The 16,350-nt window shown below is 72.7% G+C and carries 21 protein-coding genes; 10 read left to right on the plus strand and 11 right to left on the minus strand.

The features are described 5' to 3' along the window. The first annotated feature begins 45 nt into the window (after window positions 1–45). Window positions 46–618 (plus strand): hypothetical protein, encoded by a 573-nt coding sequence (locus tag V3N99_02140; protein ID MEO3935535.1) that lies wholly within the window; start codon window positions 46–48, stop codon window positions 616–618. A gap of 43 nt (window positions 619–661) precedes the next feature. Here the strand turns inward: V3N99_02140 and V3N99_02145 are convergent, their stop codons facing one another. Continuing rightward, window positions 662–1,036, minus strand: coding sequence for a hypothetical protein (locus V3N99_02145; protein MEO3935536.1), 375 nt, complete (start codon window positions 1,034–1,036; stop codon window positions 662–664). A 47-nt stretch (window positions 1,037–1,083) separates the two neighbouring features. Between V3N99_02145 and V3N99_02150 the strand changes: the two genes are divergently transcribed. After that, the gene (locus V3N99_02150) at window positions 1,084–1,290 is read left to right on the plus strand and encodes a hypothetical protein (protein MEO3935537.1); all 207 of its coding nucleotides are present in this window, start codon (window positions 1,084–1,086) and stop codon (window positions 1,288–1,290) included. Here V3N99_02150 and V3N99_02155 read toward each other — a convergent pair. Beyond that, complete coding sequence (locus V3N99_02155) at window positions 1,277–2,923, minus strand: ribonuclease J (protein MEO3935538.1); 1,647 nt, start codon at window positions 2,921–2,923, stop codon at window positions 1,277–1,279. The two genes, V3N99_02150 and V3N99_02155, sit on opposite strands and share 14 nt — an antisense overlap. Window positions 2,924–2,979: 56 nt before the next feature. After that, a complete protein-coding gene (gene dapA, locus V3N99_02160; GenBank protein MEO3935539.1) occupies window positions 2,980–3,870 on the minus strand; it encodes a 4-hydroxy-tetrahydrodipicolinate synthase in 891 nt (296 codons plus the stop codon). Between the two features lie 255 nt (window positions 3,871–4,125). Between dapA and V3N99_02165 the strand changes: the two genes are divergently transcribed. Next, on the plus strand, window positions 4,126–4,935 hold the full coding sequence (locus tag V3N99_02165; protein MEO3935540.1) for a thymidylate synthase: 810 nt from the start codon (window positions 4,126–4,128) through the stop codon (window positions 4,933–4,935). Window positions 4,936–4,945: 10 nt separating this feature from the next. Then, window positions 4,946–5,434 carry a dihydrofolate reductase gene (locus V3N99_02170; protein MEO3935541.1) on the plus strand — a complete coding sequence of 163 codons (489 nt, stop codon included), beginning with the start codon at window positions 4,946–4,948 and terminating at the stop codon, window positions 5,432–5,434. A gap of 18 nt (window positions 5,435–5,452) precedes the next feature. Here the strand turns inward: V3N99_02170 and paaE are convergent, their stop codons facing one another. From paaE to V3N99_02200, 6 genes are read right to left on the minus strand one after another with little or no spacing between them, the layout of a single operon-like run. Further along, the gene (gene paaE / locus V3N99_02175; GenBank protein MEO3935542.1) at window positions 5,453–6,583 is read right to left on the minus strand and encodes a 1,2-phenylacetyl-CoA epoxidase subunit PaaE; all 1,131 of its coding nucleotides are present in this window, start codon (window positions 6,581–6,583) and stop codon (window positions 5,453–5,455) included. An 8-nt stretch (window positions 6,584–6,591) separates the two neighbouring features. Further along, window positions 6,592–7,110 (minus strand): 1,2-phenylacetyl-CoA epoxidase subunit PaaD, encoded by a 519-nt coding sequence (gene paaD, locus V3N99_02180; protein MEO3935543.1) that lies wholly within the window; start codon window positions 7,108–7,110, stop codon window positions 6,592–6,594. Beyond that, window positions 7,107–7,859 (minus strand): 1,2-phenylacetyl-CoA epoxidase subunit PaaC, encoded by a 753-nt coding sequence (gene paaC / locus V3N99_02185; GenBank protein MEO3935544.1) that lies wholly within the window; start codon window positions 7,857–7,859, stop codon window positions 7,107–7,109. Before paaC ends, paaD begins: the two co-directional genes overlap by 4 nt. Beyond that, window positions 7,856–8,143, minus strand: a complete 288-nt coding sequence (paaB, locus tag V3N99_02190; protein MEO3935545.1) for a 1,2-phenylacetyl-CoA epoxidase subunit PaaB — start codon at window positions 8,141–8,143, stop codon at window positions 7,856–7,858. Before paaB ends, paaC begins: the two co-directional genes overlap by 4 nt. Further along, window positions 8,140–9,228, minus strand: coding sequence for a 1,2-phenylacetyl-CoA epoxidase subunit PaaA (gene paaA, locus V3N99_02195; GenBank protein ID MEO3935546.1), 1,089 nt, complete (start codon window positions 9,226–9,228; stop codon window positions 8,140–8,142). The genes paaB and paaA overlap by 4 nt, the downstream gene beginning before the upstream one ends. A gap of 60 nt (window positions 9,229–9,288) precedes the next feature. Beyond that, the gene (locus V3N99_02200; protein MEO3935547.1) at window positions 9,289–9,750 is read right to left on the minus strand and encodes a hypothetical protein; all 462 of its coding nucleotides are present in this window, start codon (window positions 9,748–9,750) and stop codon (window positions 9,289–9,291) included. A gap of 35 nt (window positions 9,751–9,785) precedes the next feature. Between V3N99_02200 and V3N99_02205 the strand changes: the two genes are divergently transcribed. After that, entirely contained in the window at window positions 9,786–10,382 is a 597-nt protein-coding gene (locus V3N99_02205) for a GNAT family N-acetyltransferase (protein ID MEO3935548.1), read from the plus strand. Window positions 10,383–10,482: 100 nt separating this feature from the next. Continuing rightward, window positions 10,483–11,178, plus strand: coding sequence for an SDR family NAD(P)-dependent oxidoreductase (locus V3N99_02210; protein MEO3935549.1), 696 nt, complete (start codon window positions 10,483–10,485; stop codon window positions 11,176–11,178). Here V3N99_02210 and V3N99_02215 read toward each other — a convergent pair. Then, window positions 11,168–11,614, minus strand: coding sequence for a DUF6314 family protein (locus V3N99_02215; protein MEO3935550.1), 447 nt, complete (start codon window positions 11,612–11,614; stop codon window positions 11,168–11,170). The two genes, V3N99_02210 and V3N99_02215, sit on opposite strands and share 11 nt — an antisense overlap. A 69-nt stretch (window positions 11,615–11,683) precedes the next feature. Between V3N99_02215 and V3N99_02220 the strand changes: the two genes are divergently transcribed. The 3 genes from V3N99_02220 (at window position 11,684) to V3N99_02230 (ending at window position 13,267) form a co-directional block, all read left to right on the plus strand. Continuing rightward, window positions 11,684–12,391 (plus strand): AzlC family ABC transporter permease, encoded by a 708-nt coding sequence (locus V3N99_02220; protein ID MEO3935551.1) that lies wholly within the window; start codon window positions 11,684–11,686, stop codon window positions 12,389–12,391. Continuing rightward, window positions 12,388–12,702 carry an AzlD domain-containing protein gene (locus V3N99_02225; protein MEO3935552.1) on the plus strand — a complete coding sequence of 105 codons (315 nt, stop codon included), beginning with the start codon at window positions 12,388–12,390 and terminating at the stop codon, window positions 12,700–12,702. Before V3N99_02220 ends, V3N99_02225 begins: the two co-directional genes overlap by 4 nt. Before the next feature lie 76 nt (window positions 12,703–12,778). Next, window positions 12,779–13,267: a glutathione peroxidase gene (locus tag V3N99_02230; protein MEO3935553.1), complete on the plus strand. Its 489-nt coding sequence runs from the start codon at window positions 12,779–12,781 to the stop codon at window positions 13,265–13,267. Between the two features lie 15 nt (window positions 13,268–13,282). Here the strand turns inward: V3N99_02230 and dapB are convergent, their stop codons facing one another. Then, complete coding sequence (dapB, locus tag V3N99_02235; protein MEO3935554.1) at window positions 13,283–14,050, minus strand: 4-hydroxy-tetrahydrodipicolinate reductase; 768 nt, start codon at window positions 14,048–14,050, stop codon at window positions 13,283–13,285. An 89-nt stretch (window positions 14,051–14,139) separates the two neighbouring features. Between dapB and V3N99_02240 the strand changes: the two genes are divergently transcribed. After that, window positions 14,140–16,341, plus strand: a complete 2,202-nt coding sequence (locus V3N99_02240) for an alpha-galactosidase (protein MEO3935555.1) — start codon at window positions 14,140–14,142, stop codon at window positions 16,339–16,341. Window positions 16,342–16,350: the final 9 nt, after the last annotated feature.

The following is a 16,350-nucleotide window of genomic DNA, read 5'->3' on the forward strand; positions in this document are numbered from 1 at the left end:
CTGAAGCGGCCCGTCACCTCGTTCTCACGAAGCAGGAGCCGCACCATGTGGACCACTCGCACCCGCTCGGTCGTCATCGGAGGCGGCGCCGCCGCCCTCATCGCCGCTGCCGGCGCCGTGGGTGGGTTCGCGGCCGCACACGCGGCCAACACCACCCCCGCCACCTCCGTCGCGGTCGGCACCAGCACGGCCGGCCCCTCCGCCACCACCGCGCCATCCGGGCCGGCCGGCGCCAAGGCCGACCGCAAGCACGCCAAGGGTGACCTCGTCACCCGGCTCAAGGGCCTGCAGCACGCGCAGTGGGTCGTCGCCGACAAGGACGGGGCCTTCGTCACCCGCGACGCGATCCGCGGCACCGTCACCGCGGTCTCGGCGACGTCGCTCACCGTCAAGGCGAAGGACGGCGTGAGCCAGACCTACACCGTGGGCGCCTCGACGAAGGTCACCCTCCGGCCCGCCAAGGGCAGGGCGACCGGAGCGACCGCGAGCCCGGCGGCCGGTGCGGCCGGTGCGGCGAGGGGGAGCATCTCCGACGTCACGAGCGGCGCCGAGGTCGTGGTCTCGGGCACGGGCACCACGAGCCTGACCGCCGACCGCGTCCTCGTCCCCGCGAGCTGACCCCCCGGTCGCCGCGTGGGGCCCGCGAGGCCATGGGGCGCCGTCAGCGCACGGCGCCCCAGACCGCCGCGTGGTCGGTGTCGTCGAGGTGCACGGTGCCGGCATCGACCACGGAGAAGCCCCGGACCGGCACGTGGTCGAGTTCCACCGACGCGTTGACGTCGCCGGTCGGTGGCAGCGGGTGCACGGCCTTGACCACGAACGGCGCAGACCGTTCGGCCCCTCTCCGGTGCTCAGCAGGTCGCGGGGGTAGCCACTGCGCACCATCGTGCCGGAGACGTCCTGTCCGGGTGACCCGGCGGCATACGGCAAGCAGCCGACCCAGGCCGGCGTCGGCCGGGCCGAACTCGAGGTCGGAGGCCATGACCGTGACGTCGCCGGGGCCGCTCGGCACGGAGTGGGGCAGGAAGGGGGCCACACCAGCAGACCCGCGCTGACCAGGGCGGGCACGAGGGCCAGCCGGCGGTGACGCCACACGCACAGCAGCGCGACGACGACGACGGTGACCTCCCAGGCCGGGACCACCGACTGCACCACCGCCAGCGCGCGCTGGCCCAGATCGACCCGGCGCGACGCCACACCAGCGCCCGACCCGACGAGCGCGAGCGCCAGCAGCCCCCCGGAGGCTCGTCGGGAGGTCATCTCGTCACCGCCCTGCTCAGGCCTCGATGACGACGGGGATGATCATGGGTCGGCGGCGGATCTTGCCGCCGACCCAGCCCCCGATGGTGCGCCGGATGACCTGCTGCAGCTGGTACTCGTCGCGGACGCCGTTGCTCGTCGCCTCGATGAGGGCCCGCTCGACCCGCGGGATCACCTCGTCGAAGATGTGGGTGTCCTCGGCGAAGCCCCGAGCCGTGATCTCGGGACCGGCGGCGATCTTGCCCGTGGCCAGGTCGATCACCGCGATGCAGGTGATGAAGCCCTCGTCGCGCAGGATCCTCCGGTCCTTCAACAGCGCCTCGGTGGTCTCACCGACCGACGACCCGTCGACGTAGATGTAGCCGCACGAGACCTCGCCCACCTGCGTCGCCAACCCGTCGACGAGGTCGACGACCCCGCCGTCGGTGGTCACGATGACCCTCTCCCGCGGGACGCCCGTCTTGATCGCGAGCTCGGCGTTGGCCACGAGGTGGCGCCACTCGCCGTGGACGGGCATGACGTTCTTCGGCTTGACGATGTTGTAGCAGTAGAGCAGCTCGCCCGCGCTGGCGTGACCCGAGACGTGCACCTGGGCGTTGCCCTTGTGCACGACGTCGGCGCCGAGCCTCATCAGGCCGTTGATCACGCGGTAGACGGCGTTCTCGTTGCCCGGGATGAGCGAGCTGGCCATCAGGACGGTGTCGCCCGGGCCCACCTCGATCCGGTGGTCGCGGTTGGCCATGCGCGACAGAGCGGCCATCGGCTCGCCCTGGCTGCCCGTGCAGATGAGCACGACCTCGTCGTCGGGCAGGGTGTCGAGCTTCTTGACGTCGACGAGCACGCCGTCCGGCACGTGCAGGTAGCCGAGCTCGGCGGCGATCCCCATGTTGCGCACCATCGAGCGGCCGACCATGGCGACCTTGCGCCCCGACGTCTGCGCGGCGTCGAGCACCTGCTGCACCCGGTGCACGTGCGACGAGAAGCAGGCCACGATCACGCGGCGCCGCGCGTTGCGGAAGACGGTGTCGATGGCCGGAGCGATGTCGCGCTCCGGCGTGGTGAAGCCGGGCACCTCGGCGTTGGTCGAGTCGGTGAGGAAGAGGTCGACGCCCTCCTCGCCGAGCCGGGCGAAGGCGCGCAGGTCGGTGAGGCGCCCGTCGAGCGGCAGCTGGTCCATCTTGAAGTCGCCGGTGTGCAGGATCGTGCCGGCCGGGGTGCGCACGAAGACGGCGAGCGCGTCGGGGATCGAGTGGTTGACTGCGACGAACTCGAGGTCGAAGGCCCCCACCCGCTCGCGCTGCCCCTCCGCGACGGTCAGCGTGTAGGGCTTGATGCGGTGCTCCTTGAGCTTGGCCTCGACCAGGGCGAGGGTCAGCTGGGAGCCGATGAGGGGCAGGTCGGGCTTGCGCCGCAGCAGGAAGGGCACGGCACCGATGTGGTCCTCGTGACCGTGCGTGAGCACGATGGCCTCGATGTCGTCGAGACGTCCGTCGAGGTACTCGAAGTCGGGCAGGATCAGGTCGATGCCGGGGTGGTGGTCCTCCGGGAAGAGCACGCCGCAGTCGATGACCAGCAGCCTGCCCCGGGTCTCGAGGACCGTCATGTTGCGGCCCACCTCGCCGAGCCCGCCCAGCGCGATGACGCGCAGCCCGTTGTCCGGCAGCGGGGGTGGCGGCGGAGGGGTGACGAGCGCGGCGGACGGGTCGGCAGACGCGGTGGTCACCGGGCTCCTGCGGGTGAGAGGGCTGCTCGCAGCAGGGCGAGGTGCTCGGGGGGCGACTCGAGCAGGGGCAGGCGCACCGCAGCCGACTCGATGACGCCCTCCTCGTGGAGCGCGGCCTTGGCCATGATCGCTCCCTGCGAGGTGGTCATGATCGCGTCGACCACCGGCACCGAGCGCCGGTGGATCGCGATGGCCTCGGCGAGGTCGCCCCGGTCGACCGCAGCGAGCATCGCGGCATACGACAGGCCGAGCAGGTGCGTGGCCACCCCGACGTAGCCCACCGCCCCCTGGGTCAGGTGCGCCAGCGTCAGCGCGTCGTCGCCGGAGTAGTAGAGCAGGTCGGTGGCCGCGAGGACGTGCGTCGCCGCCCACAGGTCGCCCTTGGCGTCCTTGACCGCGAGGATGCGGGGGTGCTCGGCGAGGCGCACGAGGCTGTCGGTCGTGATCGGGGTGCCCGTGCGGTGCGGCACGTCGTAGACCATCACCGGCAGGTCGGCGGCGTCGGCCACTGCCTCCATGTGGGCCACGACACCGGCCTGGGTCGGGCGGTTGTAGTAGGGCGTCACGACCAGCAGCCCGTGGGCACCGGCGCGCTGCGCCTCGCGGGCGCTGCTCACGGAGTGTGCGGTGTCGTTGGTCCCGACCCCGGCCACGACGGCGGCGCGGTCGCCGACCACCTCGAGCGCGGCTCGCAGCAGGACGACCTTCTCGTCGTCGCTCGTCGTCGACGCCTCCCCGGTGGTGCCGTTGACCACGACCCCGTCGTGCCCCGTCGCGAGCAGGTGCTCGAGCACCGCCCGGAATCCCTCGAGGTCGAGGCTCCCGTCGGGGTGCATCGGCGTGACGACAGCGGTCAGGGCGCGACCGAAGGGGGGCGGCGAAGGCATGGCCTGAGGATATCGGGGCCAGGGCTCTCGTCCGGACAGGGGTCGTGGCGCTGCCCGCTCGGGGGTTCAGGCAGCGCCACGACTTCGTCCATTGTTGCACGACACGTGCCGCGAGCGAAATGGAAACCACGAAATTCGTCGCCTCCAGACCCCAAAACCCCGAAACAGACCGACTCAAATGGGTATCCACGACGCATTCGTGTGATTCAGGACCACGGCGTGGGCGGGTCGCCCGGCGGTGCTAGCGTGCCCAGCGTGCGCCAGTACCTCGACCTGATCGACCGCGTGCTCGCCGAGGGCCAGCGCAAGAGCGACCGCACCGGCACCGGCACGCTCAGCGTCTTCGGCCATCAGATGCGCTTCGACCTGGCCGAGGGCTTCCCCGTGCTGACCACCAAGCGGCTGCACCTGCGCTCGATCATCGGTGAGCTGCTGTGGTTCCTGCGGGGAGACACCAACGTGCGCTGGCTGCAGGAGCGGGGCATCAACATCTGGGACGAGTGGGCCGACGAGTCGGGCGACCTCGGCCCGGTCTACGGCCACCAGTGGCGCTCGTGGCCGACCCCTGACGGTCGTCACGTCGACCAGATCGCCCGGGTCGTCGAGTCGATCCGCTCCAACCCCGACTCCCGCCGCCACATCGTCTCGGCGTGGAACGTCGCCGACGTCGACGACATGGCGCTCCCGCCGTGCCACACGCTCTTCCAGTTCTACGTCGCCCCGGCCCGCGACGGCGGGCGGGCCCGCCTGTCCTGCCAGCTCTACCAGCGCTCGGCCGACGTCTTCCTCGGGGTGCCGTTCAACATCGCGTCCTACGCCCTGCTGACGATGATGGTGGCGCAGGTGTGTGACCTCGAGGTCGGCGAGCTGGTGCACACCCTCGGCGACGCCCACCTCTACCTCAACCACCTCGAGCAGGCCCGCCTCCAGCTCACCCGCGAGCCTCGCGACCTGCCGCGGATGACCATCACCGCGGGCAAGCAGCTCGACGACTTCGACCTCGACGACTTCGAGCTCGTCGGCTACGACCCGCACCCGGGCATCAAGGCCCCCATCGCCGTCTGAGGAGCTCAGCATGACCCAACCCACCCTCATCGCCGCCGTCGCCCGCAACGGTGTCATCGGAGCCGACAACCAGCTGCCCTGGCACCTGCCCGCCGACCTCGCCTTCTTCAAGCGCACCACGATGGGTCACACGATGGTCATGGGGCGCAAGACCTTCGACTCCGTCGGGAGGGTGCTGCCCGGGCGCCGGACCATCGTCGTGACCCGCCAGATGGGGTGGCGCCACGCCGACGTCGAGACGGCCCACTCGCTGGATGCCGCCCTGGCCCTCGCCGGCCCCACGGGCGAGGTCTTCGTGTGCGGCGGGGGCGAGCTCTATGCCGCGGCGATGCCGGTCGCCGGCCGACTGCTGGTGACAGAGGTCGACCAGTCGCCTCCGGGCGACGTGCGCTTCCCCGCCATCGACATGGCGGTCTGGCACGAGACGAGCCGCGAGCCCCACGACGGGTTCGCCTTCGTCGCCTACGAGCGGCAGCGCCAGGGCTTCGTGCTCGCCTGACGTCCCCGGGCCGCCGGCTCAGGCGTCGTAGTCCAGGCGGACCCGGTCGGTGACCGGGTGCGCCTGGCAGGCCAGCACGATGCCGGCCGCCAGCTCCTCCGGCTCGAGGGCGTAGTTGCGGTCCATCGTCACCTCACCCTCGACGACCCGGGCGCGGCAGGTGCCGCACACCCCACCCGCGCAGCTGTACGGCGCGTCGGGGCGCACCCGCAGCGTCGCCGCCAGCACCGACTCGTCCCGCGTGCGCATCGGGACCTCGGTCGTGCGCCCGTCGAGGGTCACCGTCACCACCGCAGCGGCAGGAGCCGACGAGTCGGTGGGGGTGAAGGGGGCGGCGGGCCGCGGGGCTCTGTCGTCCTCGACGTGGAAGATCTCGTGGTGGACGTGCTCGGCCGGGACCCCCCGCTCGCGCAGCAGCGCCTGGGCGCCCGTCACCATGCCGAAGGGACCGCAGAGGTAGAACTCGTCGACCGTCGCCACGGGAGCGAGGGCATCCAGGATCGTCTCGAGTCGCTCGCGGTCGAGCCGCCCGTGGAAGAGCTCGACGTCGGGGGCCTCGCGCGACAGCACGTGCACGAGCTGGAAGCGGCCGGGGTGGGCGTTCTTGAGGTCCTCGAGCTCCTCGAGGAACATGATCGAGCTGGTGCGGCGGTTGCCGTAGAGCAGGGTCACCCGGCTGTGCGGCTCCTGCACCAGCAGCGACGACACCATCGAGAGCACCGGGGTGATGCCGGAGCCGGCAGCGACCGCGAGGTGGTGGCGCGCCTCGTCGGGGCGGACGGTCACCACGAAGGTACCCATCGGGGTCATCACCTCGATCTCGTCGCCGGGCCGCACCGACTCGTTCAGCCAGGTCGACATGCGCCCGCCCTCCACGCGCGCCGCGGCCACCCGCAGCAGCTGGCCCTGGCCGAGCCGGGTCTGCGGCACCTGCGCCACGCAGATCGAGTACGACTGACGCACCTCCTCGCCACCGATGGTGGACCGCAGGGTCAGGTGCTGACCGGGCTCGAAACCGTAGGCTCCCCACAGTTCTGGCGGCACGGCGAAGGTCAGCGCGACCGACTCGTCGGTCAGGTGCTCGACCTGCACGACGCGCAGGGGGTGGAAGGCCACCCGGGTCCGAGCAGGCTTGGTGATCAACGGCATTCGCGTCCTCAGATCGCCTTGAACTCGTCGAACGGCTCGCGGCAGACCAGGCACCGGCGCAGTGCCTTGCACGCTGTGGAGCCGAAGCGGGACACCTCCTGGGTGTCGTCGGAGCCGCACTGGGGGCAGGTGACGACGTGCGCCTGCAGGGTCAGCGCGACGGGGCCACCGGCGGACGACGGGGCCGCCCCGGGTGGCGCGATACCGAACTCCCGCAACCGCATCCGGCCCCGCGACGTCATCCAGTCGGTCGTCCACGGCGGAGAGAGCCGCAGGCTGACCACCGGCTGCCAGCCCTGCTGGCGGCAGACGTGCTCGACGTGGGTGCGGATGACGTCCATGGCTGGGCACCCGGAGTAGGTCGGCGTGATCGTCACCCTGGCCTCGCCGGTGCGCTCGTCGAGCACCACCTCGCGCAGGATGCCGAGGTCGGCGATGCTGACGACCGGCACCTCCGGGTCAGGCACCTCGCGCAGGGCTGCGTCGAGCACGGCGGCGGGCGTGCGGGTGACGGCGAGCCGCGTCACCAGGACGCCCCGGGGTGCGACCGGGCGAGATACTGCATCTCGGCCAGCAGTGAGCCCATCGGGCGGGAGTGGACCCCCTGCCGACCACCCCGCGAGCGCCAGGAGTCCGCCTCCGGCAGGGTGAGACCCGCGGCGGCCAGCACGCGCTCGACGGCCGCCACCGCAGGCGGGCGGGTCTCGGAGGGCAGCGGCCCGCGCACCTCGGGAGCCACGGCGAGGCTGACGGGGTCGTCCTCGAAGAGCTCGTCGACATAGGGCGTGACCCGGCTCAGCGCCGCCTGCATGCGCTGGTGCGACGTCTCGGTGCCGTCACCGAGACGCACCACCCACTGGGCTGCGTGGTCCAGGTGGTAGGTGACCTCCTTGGCCCCCTTGCCCATCACGCCGTCCAGCACCGGGTCGCCCGACCCCGCGACGAGCACCTGCAGGCGAGCGGCGGAGAACCACAGCAGCCGGGCCATCTCGTCGGCGAACTCGCCACGGGGCTGCTCCACGAGCAGCACGTTGCACCAAGCGCGCTCGTCGCGCAGCATCGCGTAGTCGTCCTCGCCGCGGCCGGTGCCGTCGAGGTCGCCGACGCGCGGGTAGAGCGCTCGGGCCTGGCCCAGCAGGTCAAGGGCGATGTTGGCCAGCGCCATGTCCTCCTCGATCTGGGGGGCATGGGTCAGCCACTCCCCCAGCCGCTGCGCGTAGACCATGGCGTCGTCGGCGAGGCCGAGCAGGTAGGCGGCGGCGAGCTCGTCGCTCACAGGTACTCCACGTCGTCGGGGACGTCGTAGAACGACGGGTGGCGGTAGACCTTGTCGGCGGCCGGGTCGAAGAAGCTGTCCTTCTCGCCCGGGCTGCTCGCGGTGATGTCGTCGGAGCGGACGACCCAGAGCGAGACCCCCTCCTGCCTGCGGGTGTAGACGTCACGGGCGTTGCGCAGCGCCATCGTCGGGTCCGGGGCGTGCAGCGACCCGACGTGCACGTGCGACAGGCCACGCTTGGCGCGCACGAACACCTCGAAGAGCGGCCAGCTCCGCTCGCTCACGCGGCTGGCTCCCGCTGGCGGCTCGGGCGCGCGTGCTTCGCGGCATGCGCCGTCGCCGCCTCACGCACCCAGGCGCCCTCCTCGTGGGCCCCCCGCCGGTGCGCGAGGCGCTCGGCGTTGCACGGGCCGTCACCGGAGAGCACACGGCGGAACTCAGCCCAGTCGACGGGGCCGAAGTCCCAGTGGCCACGCTCCTCGTTCCACCGCAGGTCGGGGTCGGGCAGGGTGAGCCCGAGCCGGTCGGCCTGCGCCACCATGGTGTCGACGAAGCGCTGGCGCAGCTCGTCGTTGCTGAAGCGCTTGATGCCCCAGGCCATCGACTGGTCGGTGTGACCGCCACCCCGGGCCGCGTCACCGGTGTCGGGGGGACCGAACATCATCAGCGACGGCCCCCACCAGCGGTCGACGGCGTCCTGGGCCATGGCCCGCTGCGCATCGGTGCCGCGGGTGAGCGTCCACAGGATCTCGAAGCCCTGTCGCTGGTGGAAGGACTCCTCCTTGCAGACGCGGATCATCGCGCGGGCGTACGGGCCGTAGGAGCAGCGGCACAGGGGCACCTGGTTCATGATCGCCGCGCCGTCGACGAGCCAGCCGATGGTGCCGCAGTCGGCCCAGGTCAAGGTGGGGTAGTTGAAGATCGAGGAGTACTTCTGCCGGCCCTCGTGCAGCTGGTCGAGCAGGTCGGCGCGGTCGACACCGAGGGTCTCGGCGGCGCTGTAGAGGTAGAGCCCGTGCCCGGCCTCGTCCTGCACCTTGGCGATGAGGATCGCCTTGCGCCGCAGCGACGGAGCACGGGTGATCCACGCCCCCTCCGGCTGCATGCCGATGATCTCGGAGTGTGCGTGCTGGGCGATCTGGCGCACCAGCGTGCGGCGGTAGGCGTCGGGCATCTCGTCACGCGGCTCGACCCGCAGGTCGGCCTGGAGCAGGGCGTCGAAGGAGGTCGGGCCCAGACCGGACCGGTCGGCCGTGGCCACGGCCCCGGCGACGGCAGCGTCGTAGTCAGCGGACTCCGACGCGTTGAGCGGCACGTCGGGCCCGATCGGGTCGTCGTGATCCTCGCTGACCATCTCGGTGCCGTACATGCCCTTCAGTATCGCCCTTTCCCGCGCGTCAAGCGCGACCCGTGGGGTCAGCCGGTCGGGTCAGCCCGTCGGGTCGGCCGAGGGCGGGTCGGCGGCGGACGGTGAGTCGATGTACCACCGCCCGTCCAGTCGCACGAGGTCGATGTCGTTCTGGAAGCCGTCGGGCACCGAGGTGATCTGGGCCTGGCGCACCGTGGCGCGGTCACCGGTGACCTGCGCACCGCTGACCCGGGCCCCGGACAGCGCCGCGATGTCGCGCTGGTCGGCGAGGCTGGCCAGCACCTTGTCGAAGCCGACCTGACACTGCTGCAACCCCACTCCCTCCAGGGCCTTGCCCTGCGTGGAGATGACGGCGCAGGCACCGGTGCTGTCCTTCGCCCCGAGGGCGTGGAAGAAGGTCACCACCGCCGTCTGCGGTGAGTCGGCACCCTCGGCGGTGCCGCTGCTGCACCCGGCCAGCAGCACCCCCGCAGCCAGCGCCGCCGCGGCCGTGAGGGGCGGCGCGGTCGGTCGGGGGCTCACCGCCCTATCCCATCACGCCCTGCGAGGATGGGCGCATGGCTGATCATCACGGGCACGACCACGGATCCGGGCAGGCCGTCGTCGCCGACGCGAGCGTGCGCCTCGCACGGGTGAGCGACGCCCCTGCCGTGGGCGTCGTCCAGGCGGCGTTGTGGACCGGTGCGTATGCCGCGCACGTGCCGAACGACGTCCTCGCCGGCTTCCAGCCCCCGGCGTTCGCGTCGGTGTGGCGCGAGTCGCTGACCAACCCTCCGACCCGGGCCCACCGGCTGCTGGTGGGGTGCGCCGGCGAGCAGGTGGTGGCGATGGCGGCGGTCGGGCCCTCCGGTGACCCCGACGCGACCGCGACCGACGCGGAGATCCTCGTGCTGGGCGTCCATCCGGGCGCCCGCCAGCAGGGTCACGGGTCACGCCTGCTGCACGCTGCGGTCGACACGGTGCGAGGCTCCGGGGCGACTGCGCTGCGGGTCTGGGTGCCGCACGACGATCGGGTCCTCCGCCAGTTCCTCGAGGCCGCGGGCTTCGGCACCGACGGCGCCGTGCGCGACCGCGAGGTCGGTCCGCAGCGGGTGCTGCACGAGGTGCGGCTGTCGACGGCCGTCACCGACGCGCCGGCGGCCGGGGAGGGCTGAGGGCCCGGCGTCTCGCCGCGACGGAGCAGGCGAGCGCGGCGAGCGCGGCGCCCGTAGGGTTCGTCGGTACCCTCGTCCCCCTGCTGCAGGAGCCTCGCCCATGGATCTCGCCGGTGCCCGTGTCCTCGTGTGCGGGGCCTCAGGAGTCCTGGGCGCCGCCCTGTCGGACGCCCTCCACGCTGCGGGAGCGCGGGTGGTCGCGGCTGGGCGCGACCAGGAGCGCACCGCGGCGGTGGCGGGGCGGTGCGGCACGACGCCCCTGACCTTCGACGTCATCGACGTGCGCTCGTGCCGTCAGGTCGTCGACGCGGCCGCCGAACAGCTCGGGGGGCTCGACGTGCTGGTCGTGACCACCGGGGTCGCCGCGTTCGGCCCGGCGGTCTCCGCCGACGCGGCGGTCGTCGAGGAGCTGTTCGCCGTCAACACGCTGGGCCCGATGGCCCTCGTGCGGGCCGCCGCCGCCCACCTGCCACCGGGAGGCGCCGTGGTGGTGGTCTCGGCCATCCTCGCTGACTCGCCCACGACCGGGATGGCGGAGTACTCCGCCACCAAGAGCGCCCTCGCCGCCTGGCTCAGCGTGCTGCGTCGGGAGCAGCGTCGTGCGTTCACCGTGCTCGACGTGCGGCCACCGCACATGGACACCGGGCTGGCCGACCACCCGCTCGCGGGGCAGGCACCGGCCCTGCCAGGTGGTCACCCGCTCGACGACACCGTCACCACGACCCTGGACGCCTTGCGCGCCGGGAAGCGCGAGGTCGTCTGGGACGCCTCCGCCAAGGCCCTCGTCATCCGCTGACGTGCCCTGGGGCAGCCGGGCGCAGCAGGGTGGTCATCGAGTAGTCCTTGGCCGGCCCCGTGCACTCCCACATGACCGACCAGCCCCGGGTTCCGGCGACCGGGCCGTGGACCAGTCCGCGGTAGAGGTCCGGCCCGCAGGGGTGCTCGACCACCTCGCCCGGGCGCCAGGGATGGAAGTCGCGACCGTCGGAGAAGGTCACCATCCAGCCGTCGTCGCGGGGGGCGGCGTACAGGGTGCGGGTGACGGGCAGCGGCTCGGCACCGGGCCAGCTCAGGGCACCCTCCTCGTCCCACCGCACCCTGCCGTCGACCTCGAGCACCAGCCGCATCCGCCCGGCGACGGTGCCCCGTCGGCTGGCCGCGCGGTCGTCGATGCGCCGGGTGAAGAGCCACTCGCCCAGCAGGTCGGTCGGTGCGGTGGAGGGCGTGGACACGGCGGCAAGTCTGGCACGGGTCTCTGCCACCATGCCTCGGGTGACGAGGCAGACGACCCGGGGGCGGCGGTGACCGACGACACCGTGCACCCGGCTGAGCGCCGTGCCGTCCTGCGGCAGTCGCTCTCGGTCGGGCTCGCGACCAGCGCGTACGGCGTGAGCTTCGGGGCGCTGTCGGTCGCCTCGGGGCTCGACCTGGGCCAGACCCTGTGCCTGTCGCTGCTGCTCTTCTCGGGGGGATCGCAGTTCGCCCTCATCGGGATCGTCGCCGCCGGGGGCAGTGGCGCGGCCGCCGTCGCCACCTCGACGCTGCTCGGCGTGAGGAACGGGCTCTACGGCCTCCAGGTGAGGAACCTGCTCGAGGTTCGAGGCGCCCGGCGGGCGCTGGCGGCCCACCTGACCATCGACGAGTCGACCGACGTCGCGATCGGTCAGTCCACGCCCGAGGGGCGACGGCTGGGCTTCTGGGTTACCGGAGCCGTGGTCTTCGTCGGGTGGAACCTCACGACCCTGCTCGGCGCCCTGCTGGGCGACGCCCTCGGCGACCCACGCACCTACGGTCTCGACGCTGCTGCGGCGGCGGCCTTCCTCGCCCTGCTCTGGCCGCGCCTCCGCTCGCGCGAGGCTGCGGCCACGGGCGTCGCGGCGGCGGTGCTGGCCGCCGCCCTCTCCCCCGCCGCCCCGCCGGGGGTGCCGGTCCTGGTCGCCGCCCTCGCCGCGATCGGGGTGGGCTGGTGGGGGCACCGCAGGTCCGGCCGGCAGGACCGTGCCCGGTGAGCCTCTGGGTCACGGTCCTCGCCGCCTGCGCCGCCGCCTACCTGCTCAAGCTGGTGGGGCACCTGGTGCCACGACGCTGGCTCGACGGGGCGCTGCTGCGCCGCACCACGGCGCTGCTCCCGGTCGCGCTGCTCTCGGCCCTGGTCGTGGTGCAGGCCCTCGTCGCACACCAGCGGCTGGTCCTCGACGCCCGGGCGCTCGGGCTCGCCGTGGCTGCGCTGGCGCTGCTCCTGCGGGCGCCCTTCGTCGTCGTGGTGGTGCTGGCCGCGGCCACCGCCGCCCTGGCCCGCCACCTCGGCTGGGCGGTCTGACGGCCACCCCATCCGCCGGGCCGGGCGCCTCCGAACCAGTGGTGCCGACCCGCTCCCCGTCCGACAGGATGTCTCCATGACCGACAGCACCCTGCACGACTTCTCCGCCCGCTCCATCGACGGCCGCGACGTGCCGCTCGCCGACTTCGACGGCGAGGTCGTCCTGGTCGTCAACACCGCCTCGCAGTGCGGCTTCACCCCGCAGTACGAGGGCCTCCAGGCGCTCCACGACGAGTTCAAGGCCCAGGGCTTCAGCGTCCTCGGATTTCCCTGCGACCAGTTCGGCGGGCAGGAGCCCGGCGCCGACGACGAGATCGCGGCCTTCTGCCAGAAGAACTTCGGCGTCGACTTCCCCCTCTTCTCCAAGGTCGAGGTCAACGGCGACGGTGCCCACCCGGTCTACCAGTGGCTGCGCGAGCAGAAGGGCGGGCTCCTCGGGAGCAAGATCAAGTGGAACTTCACGAAGTTCCTCGTGGGCAAGGACGGCCAGGTGATCGAGCGCTACGCCCCGACGACCAAGCCGGAGAAGCTCTCGGCCGACATCGAGAAGGCGCTCTCGGCCTGACCGGGGCGGGCTCGCTCAGCCGAGCCCGAGGTAGTGCTCGAGCCCGACCGTGAGGCCGGGGTGCTCAGCCACCCGTCGCACCCCCAGCAGCACGCCGGGCATGAACGACTCGCGGTCGAAGGAGTCGTGCCGGATGGTCAGCTGCTCGCCGACCCCCCCGAGCAGCACCTCCTGGTGCGCGACGAGCCCGCGCAGCCGCACCGAGTGCACCGGTATGCCGTCGACCCGGGCTCCGCGCGCGCCACCGGGGTCGGTGGTCGTCGCGTCGGGCACGTCGCCGAGTCCGGCGCGGCGGCGGGCTGCGGCGACCAGGCCCGCCGTGCGGGCGGCCGTCCCCGAGGGGGCGTCGACCTTCTGCGGGTGGTGCAGCTCGATGATCTCGACCGACTCGTAGTAGCGCGCGGCCTGGGCCGCGAAGCTCATCATCAGCAGGGCGCCGATCGCGAAGTTAGGGGCCACGAGCACCCCGACGCCGGTGCCGGACTGGGCCGGGGGTGCCGTCGCCATGACCGCCTCGAGCCCCTCGAGCCGGTCCGGTGTCCAGCCGGTCGTGCCGACGACCACGTGCACCCCGCGCTCGACGCAGTGGGCGACGTTGCCGGTGGTGGCGTCCGGCACCGAGAACTCGACGACGACGTCGGCGCCGGCGAGGTCACCGAGCGGGTCATTGACGTCGAAGGTGCCCACGAGATCGAGGTCCTCGGCGGCCTCGAGCGCCGCGCACACCTGTGCCCCCATCCGCCCCGAGGCACCGATCACGGACACTGCCAGCACGTCGCTCACCTCGCCCACCCTAGTCAGGTGCCGTGTCTGCCCCGCCCGATAGGTTGTGAGCGATCCGGATCGCGCCACCCCTCGAGAGGCCCTCGCTCATGCCCCCCCTGCTCCCGGCCACCGTCGGCCCGGTCGTCCACCTCCGTGCCGGCGGCGTCAGCCTCCTGCTCGACACCACGGACGGACGGCTCCCGTCGATCGTGCACTGGGGTCCGGAGCTCACCGGGCTCGACGAGGAGACGGCCCGCTCCCTCGTCGTCGGCGCCGTGCCCTTGGTGGGCCAGAACAACGTCGACGTGCCGCTGCGGCCCACCGTCCTCGCGGAGGCCTCGTCCGGGTGGTCGGGGCGCCCGGGTCTCCGGGCCTCGCGCGACGGGCGCTCGTGGTCGACCCGCTTCGTCGTCTCCGAGGTCGCCGTGGACGGCACCTGCGTCACCGGGTGGACCGACGCCGGCGTGGCGATGGTGGTCGTGAGCGCCAGCGACACCGACGCCCGCATCGACCTGAGGCTCGAGATCGAGCTGCTCCCCACCGGGCTGGCCCGTCAGCGGGCGACGGTGACCAACCGCGACGCCGAGGTGCTGACGGTCGACGACGTCACCCTCGGCTACCCGCTGCCGCCCGAGGCCGACGAGCTGCTGGACTTCACCGGCCGCTGGGGCCGCGAGCGCCTGCCGCAGCGCTCACCGCTCGTCGCCGGGCAGCACCTGCGCGAGAACCGCAAGGGCCGCACCGGCAACGACTCCGCCTACGTGCTGCACGCCGGCACGCCCGGCTTCGGCTTCGCCTCCGGTGAGGTGTATGCCGTGCACACGGCGTGGAGCGGCAACCACACCCACCTCGCCGAGCGGGTCTTCACCGGCGAGTCCTTCCTCAGCGGCGGTGAGCTGCTGATGAGCGGCGAGGTGCGTCTCTCCGAGGGCGCCTCCTACACCACCCCGTGGGTCTTCGGCGCCCACGGCACCGGCCTCGACGACGTCGCCCACCGCTTCCACCGCCACCAGCGCTCACGCCAGCCGCAGGTGAGCCCGGACCGACCCGTCACCCTCAACGTCTGGGAGGCCGTCTACTTCGACCACGACCGCGACCGGCTCCTCGACCTCGCCGACCGCGCCGCCGCCCTCGGGGTGGAGCGCTACGTGCTCGACGACGGGTGGTTCGGCTCCCGGCGCGACGACCACTCCGGGCTCGGCGACTGGGTCGTGTCGCAGGAGGTGTGGCCCGACGGGCTGCACCCGCTAGTCGACCGGGTGCGCGGGCTGGGCATGCAGTTCGGCCTCTGGTTCGAGCCCGAGATGGTCAACGCCGACTCCGACGTGGCCCGCGCCCACCCCGAGTGGGTCATGGCCGCACGCTCGCAGTGGCCGGTCGAGTCGCGCTACCAGCAGGTGCTCAACCTCGGCATCGAGGGCGCCTACGCTCACGTCCGCGACCAGATGATGGCGCTGCTCGCCGAGTACGACATCGGCTACCTCAAGTGGGACCACAACCGCGACCTCGTCGAGGCGGGCGACCAGACCGACGGTGGTCGTGCGGGGGTGCACGCGCAGACCGAGGCCTTCTACCGCCTGCTCGACGAGCTGCGGGCGGCACACCCCGGTCTCGAGATCGAGTCGTGCTCGTCCGGTGGGTCGCGGGTCGACCTCGGCGTGCTCGAGCACACCGACCGGGTCTGGGTCTCCGACAACATCGACCCGCACGACCGCCAGCACATGCTGCGGTGGACCACCCAGCTCATCCCCCCGGAGTACATGGGGTCGCACATCGCCTCGGGTCGCTCGCACACCACGGGACGGGTGCACGACCTCGGGTTCCGCGCTGCCACAGCCGTGTTCGGCCACCTGGGCATCGAGTGGGACCTCGCCCAGGCCACTGACGGAGAGCTGGCCGAGCTGCGACCGTGGCTCGACTTCTACAAGGAGCACCGCGGCCTGCTGCTCGGCGGCGACGTGGTGCGCATGGACTCCTCCGACAGCTCCGTGTGGGTGCACGGGGTCGTCGCCCCCGACCGCTCCGCCGCCGTCTTCGCTCAGGTCGTGCTCGACAGCCCGCGGCACCAGCCGGTCACCCGCCTGCGCTTCCGCGGTCTCGACCCCGCCGGCCGGTATGCCGTGCGCCCGGCTCTGGTCGGCGCTCCCCCCTCGGGGCTCAACCCGCCGCTGTGGTGGGGGGAGGCGCCGGCCGACGGGACGGCCTACCCGGGGGTGGTCGTGACCGGGGCCGGGCTGGAGCACGTCGGGCTGGCGAGCCCGTCCCTGCACCCCGACCAAGCCGTGCTCTACCTGGCGACCGCCCTCTAGACGACGTGG

The organism is Dermatophilaceae bacterium Soc4.6, assembly GCA_039889245.1.
Lineage (GTDB): Bacteria > Actinomycetota > Actinomycetes > Actinomycetales > Dermatophilaceae > Lapillicoccus.

Coding starts and splice junctions, on each gene's coding strand:
- V3N99_02170 (MEO3935541.1), top strand. CDS start 4,946: ATGACCCAACCCACCCTCATCGCCGCCGTCGCCCGCAACGGTGTCATC.
- V3N99_02205 (MEO3935548.1), top strand. CDS start 9,786: ATGGCTGATCATCACGGGCACGACCACGGATCCGGGCAGGCCGTCGTC.
- V3N99_02230 (MEO3935553.1), top strand. CDS start 12,779: ATGACCGACAGCACCCTGCACGACTTCTCCGCCCGCTCCATCGACGGC.
- paaE (MEO3935542.1), bottom strand. CDS start 6,583: ATGCCGTTGATCACCAAGCCTGCTCGGACCCGGGTGGCCTTCCACCCC.
- V3N99_02140 (MEO3935535.1), top strand. CDS start 46: ATGTGGACCACTCGCACCCGCTCGGTCGTCATCGGAGGCGGCGCCGCC.
- V3N99_02240 (MEO3935555.1), top strand. CDS start 14,140: ATGCCCCCCCTGCTCCCGGCCACCGTCGGCCCGGTCGTCCACCTCCGT.
- V3N99_02210 (MEO3935549.1), top strand. CDS start 10,483: ATGGATCTCGCCGGTGCCCGTGTCCTCGTGTGCGGGGCCTCAGGAGTC.
- dapA (MEO3935539.1), bottom strand. CDS start 3,870: ATGCCTTCGCCGCCCCCCTTCGGTCGCGCCCTGACCGCTGTCGTCACG.
- paaA (MEO3935546.1), bottom strand. CDS start 9,228: ATGTACGGCACCGAGATGGTCAGCGAGGATCACGACGACCCGATCGGG.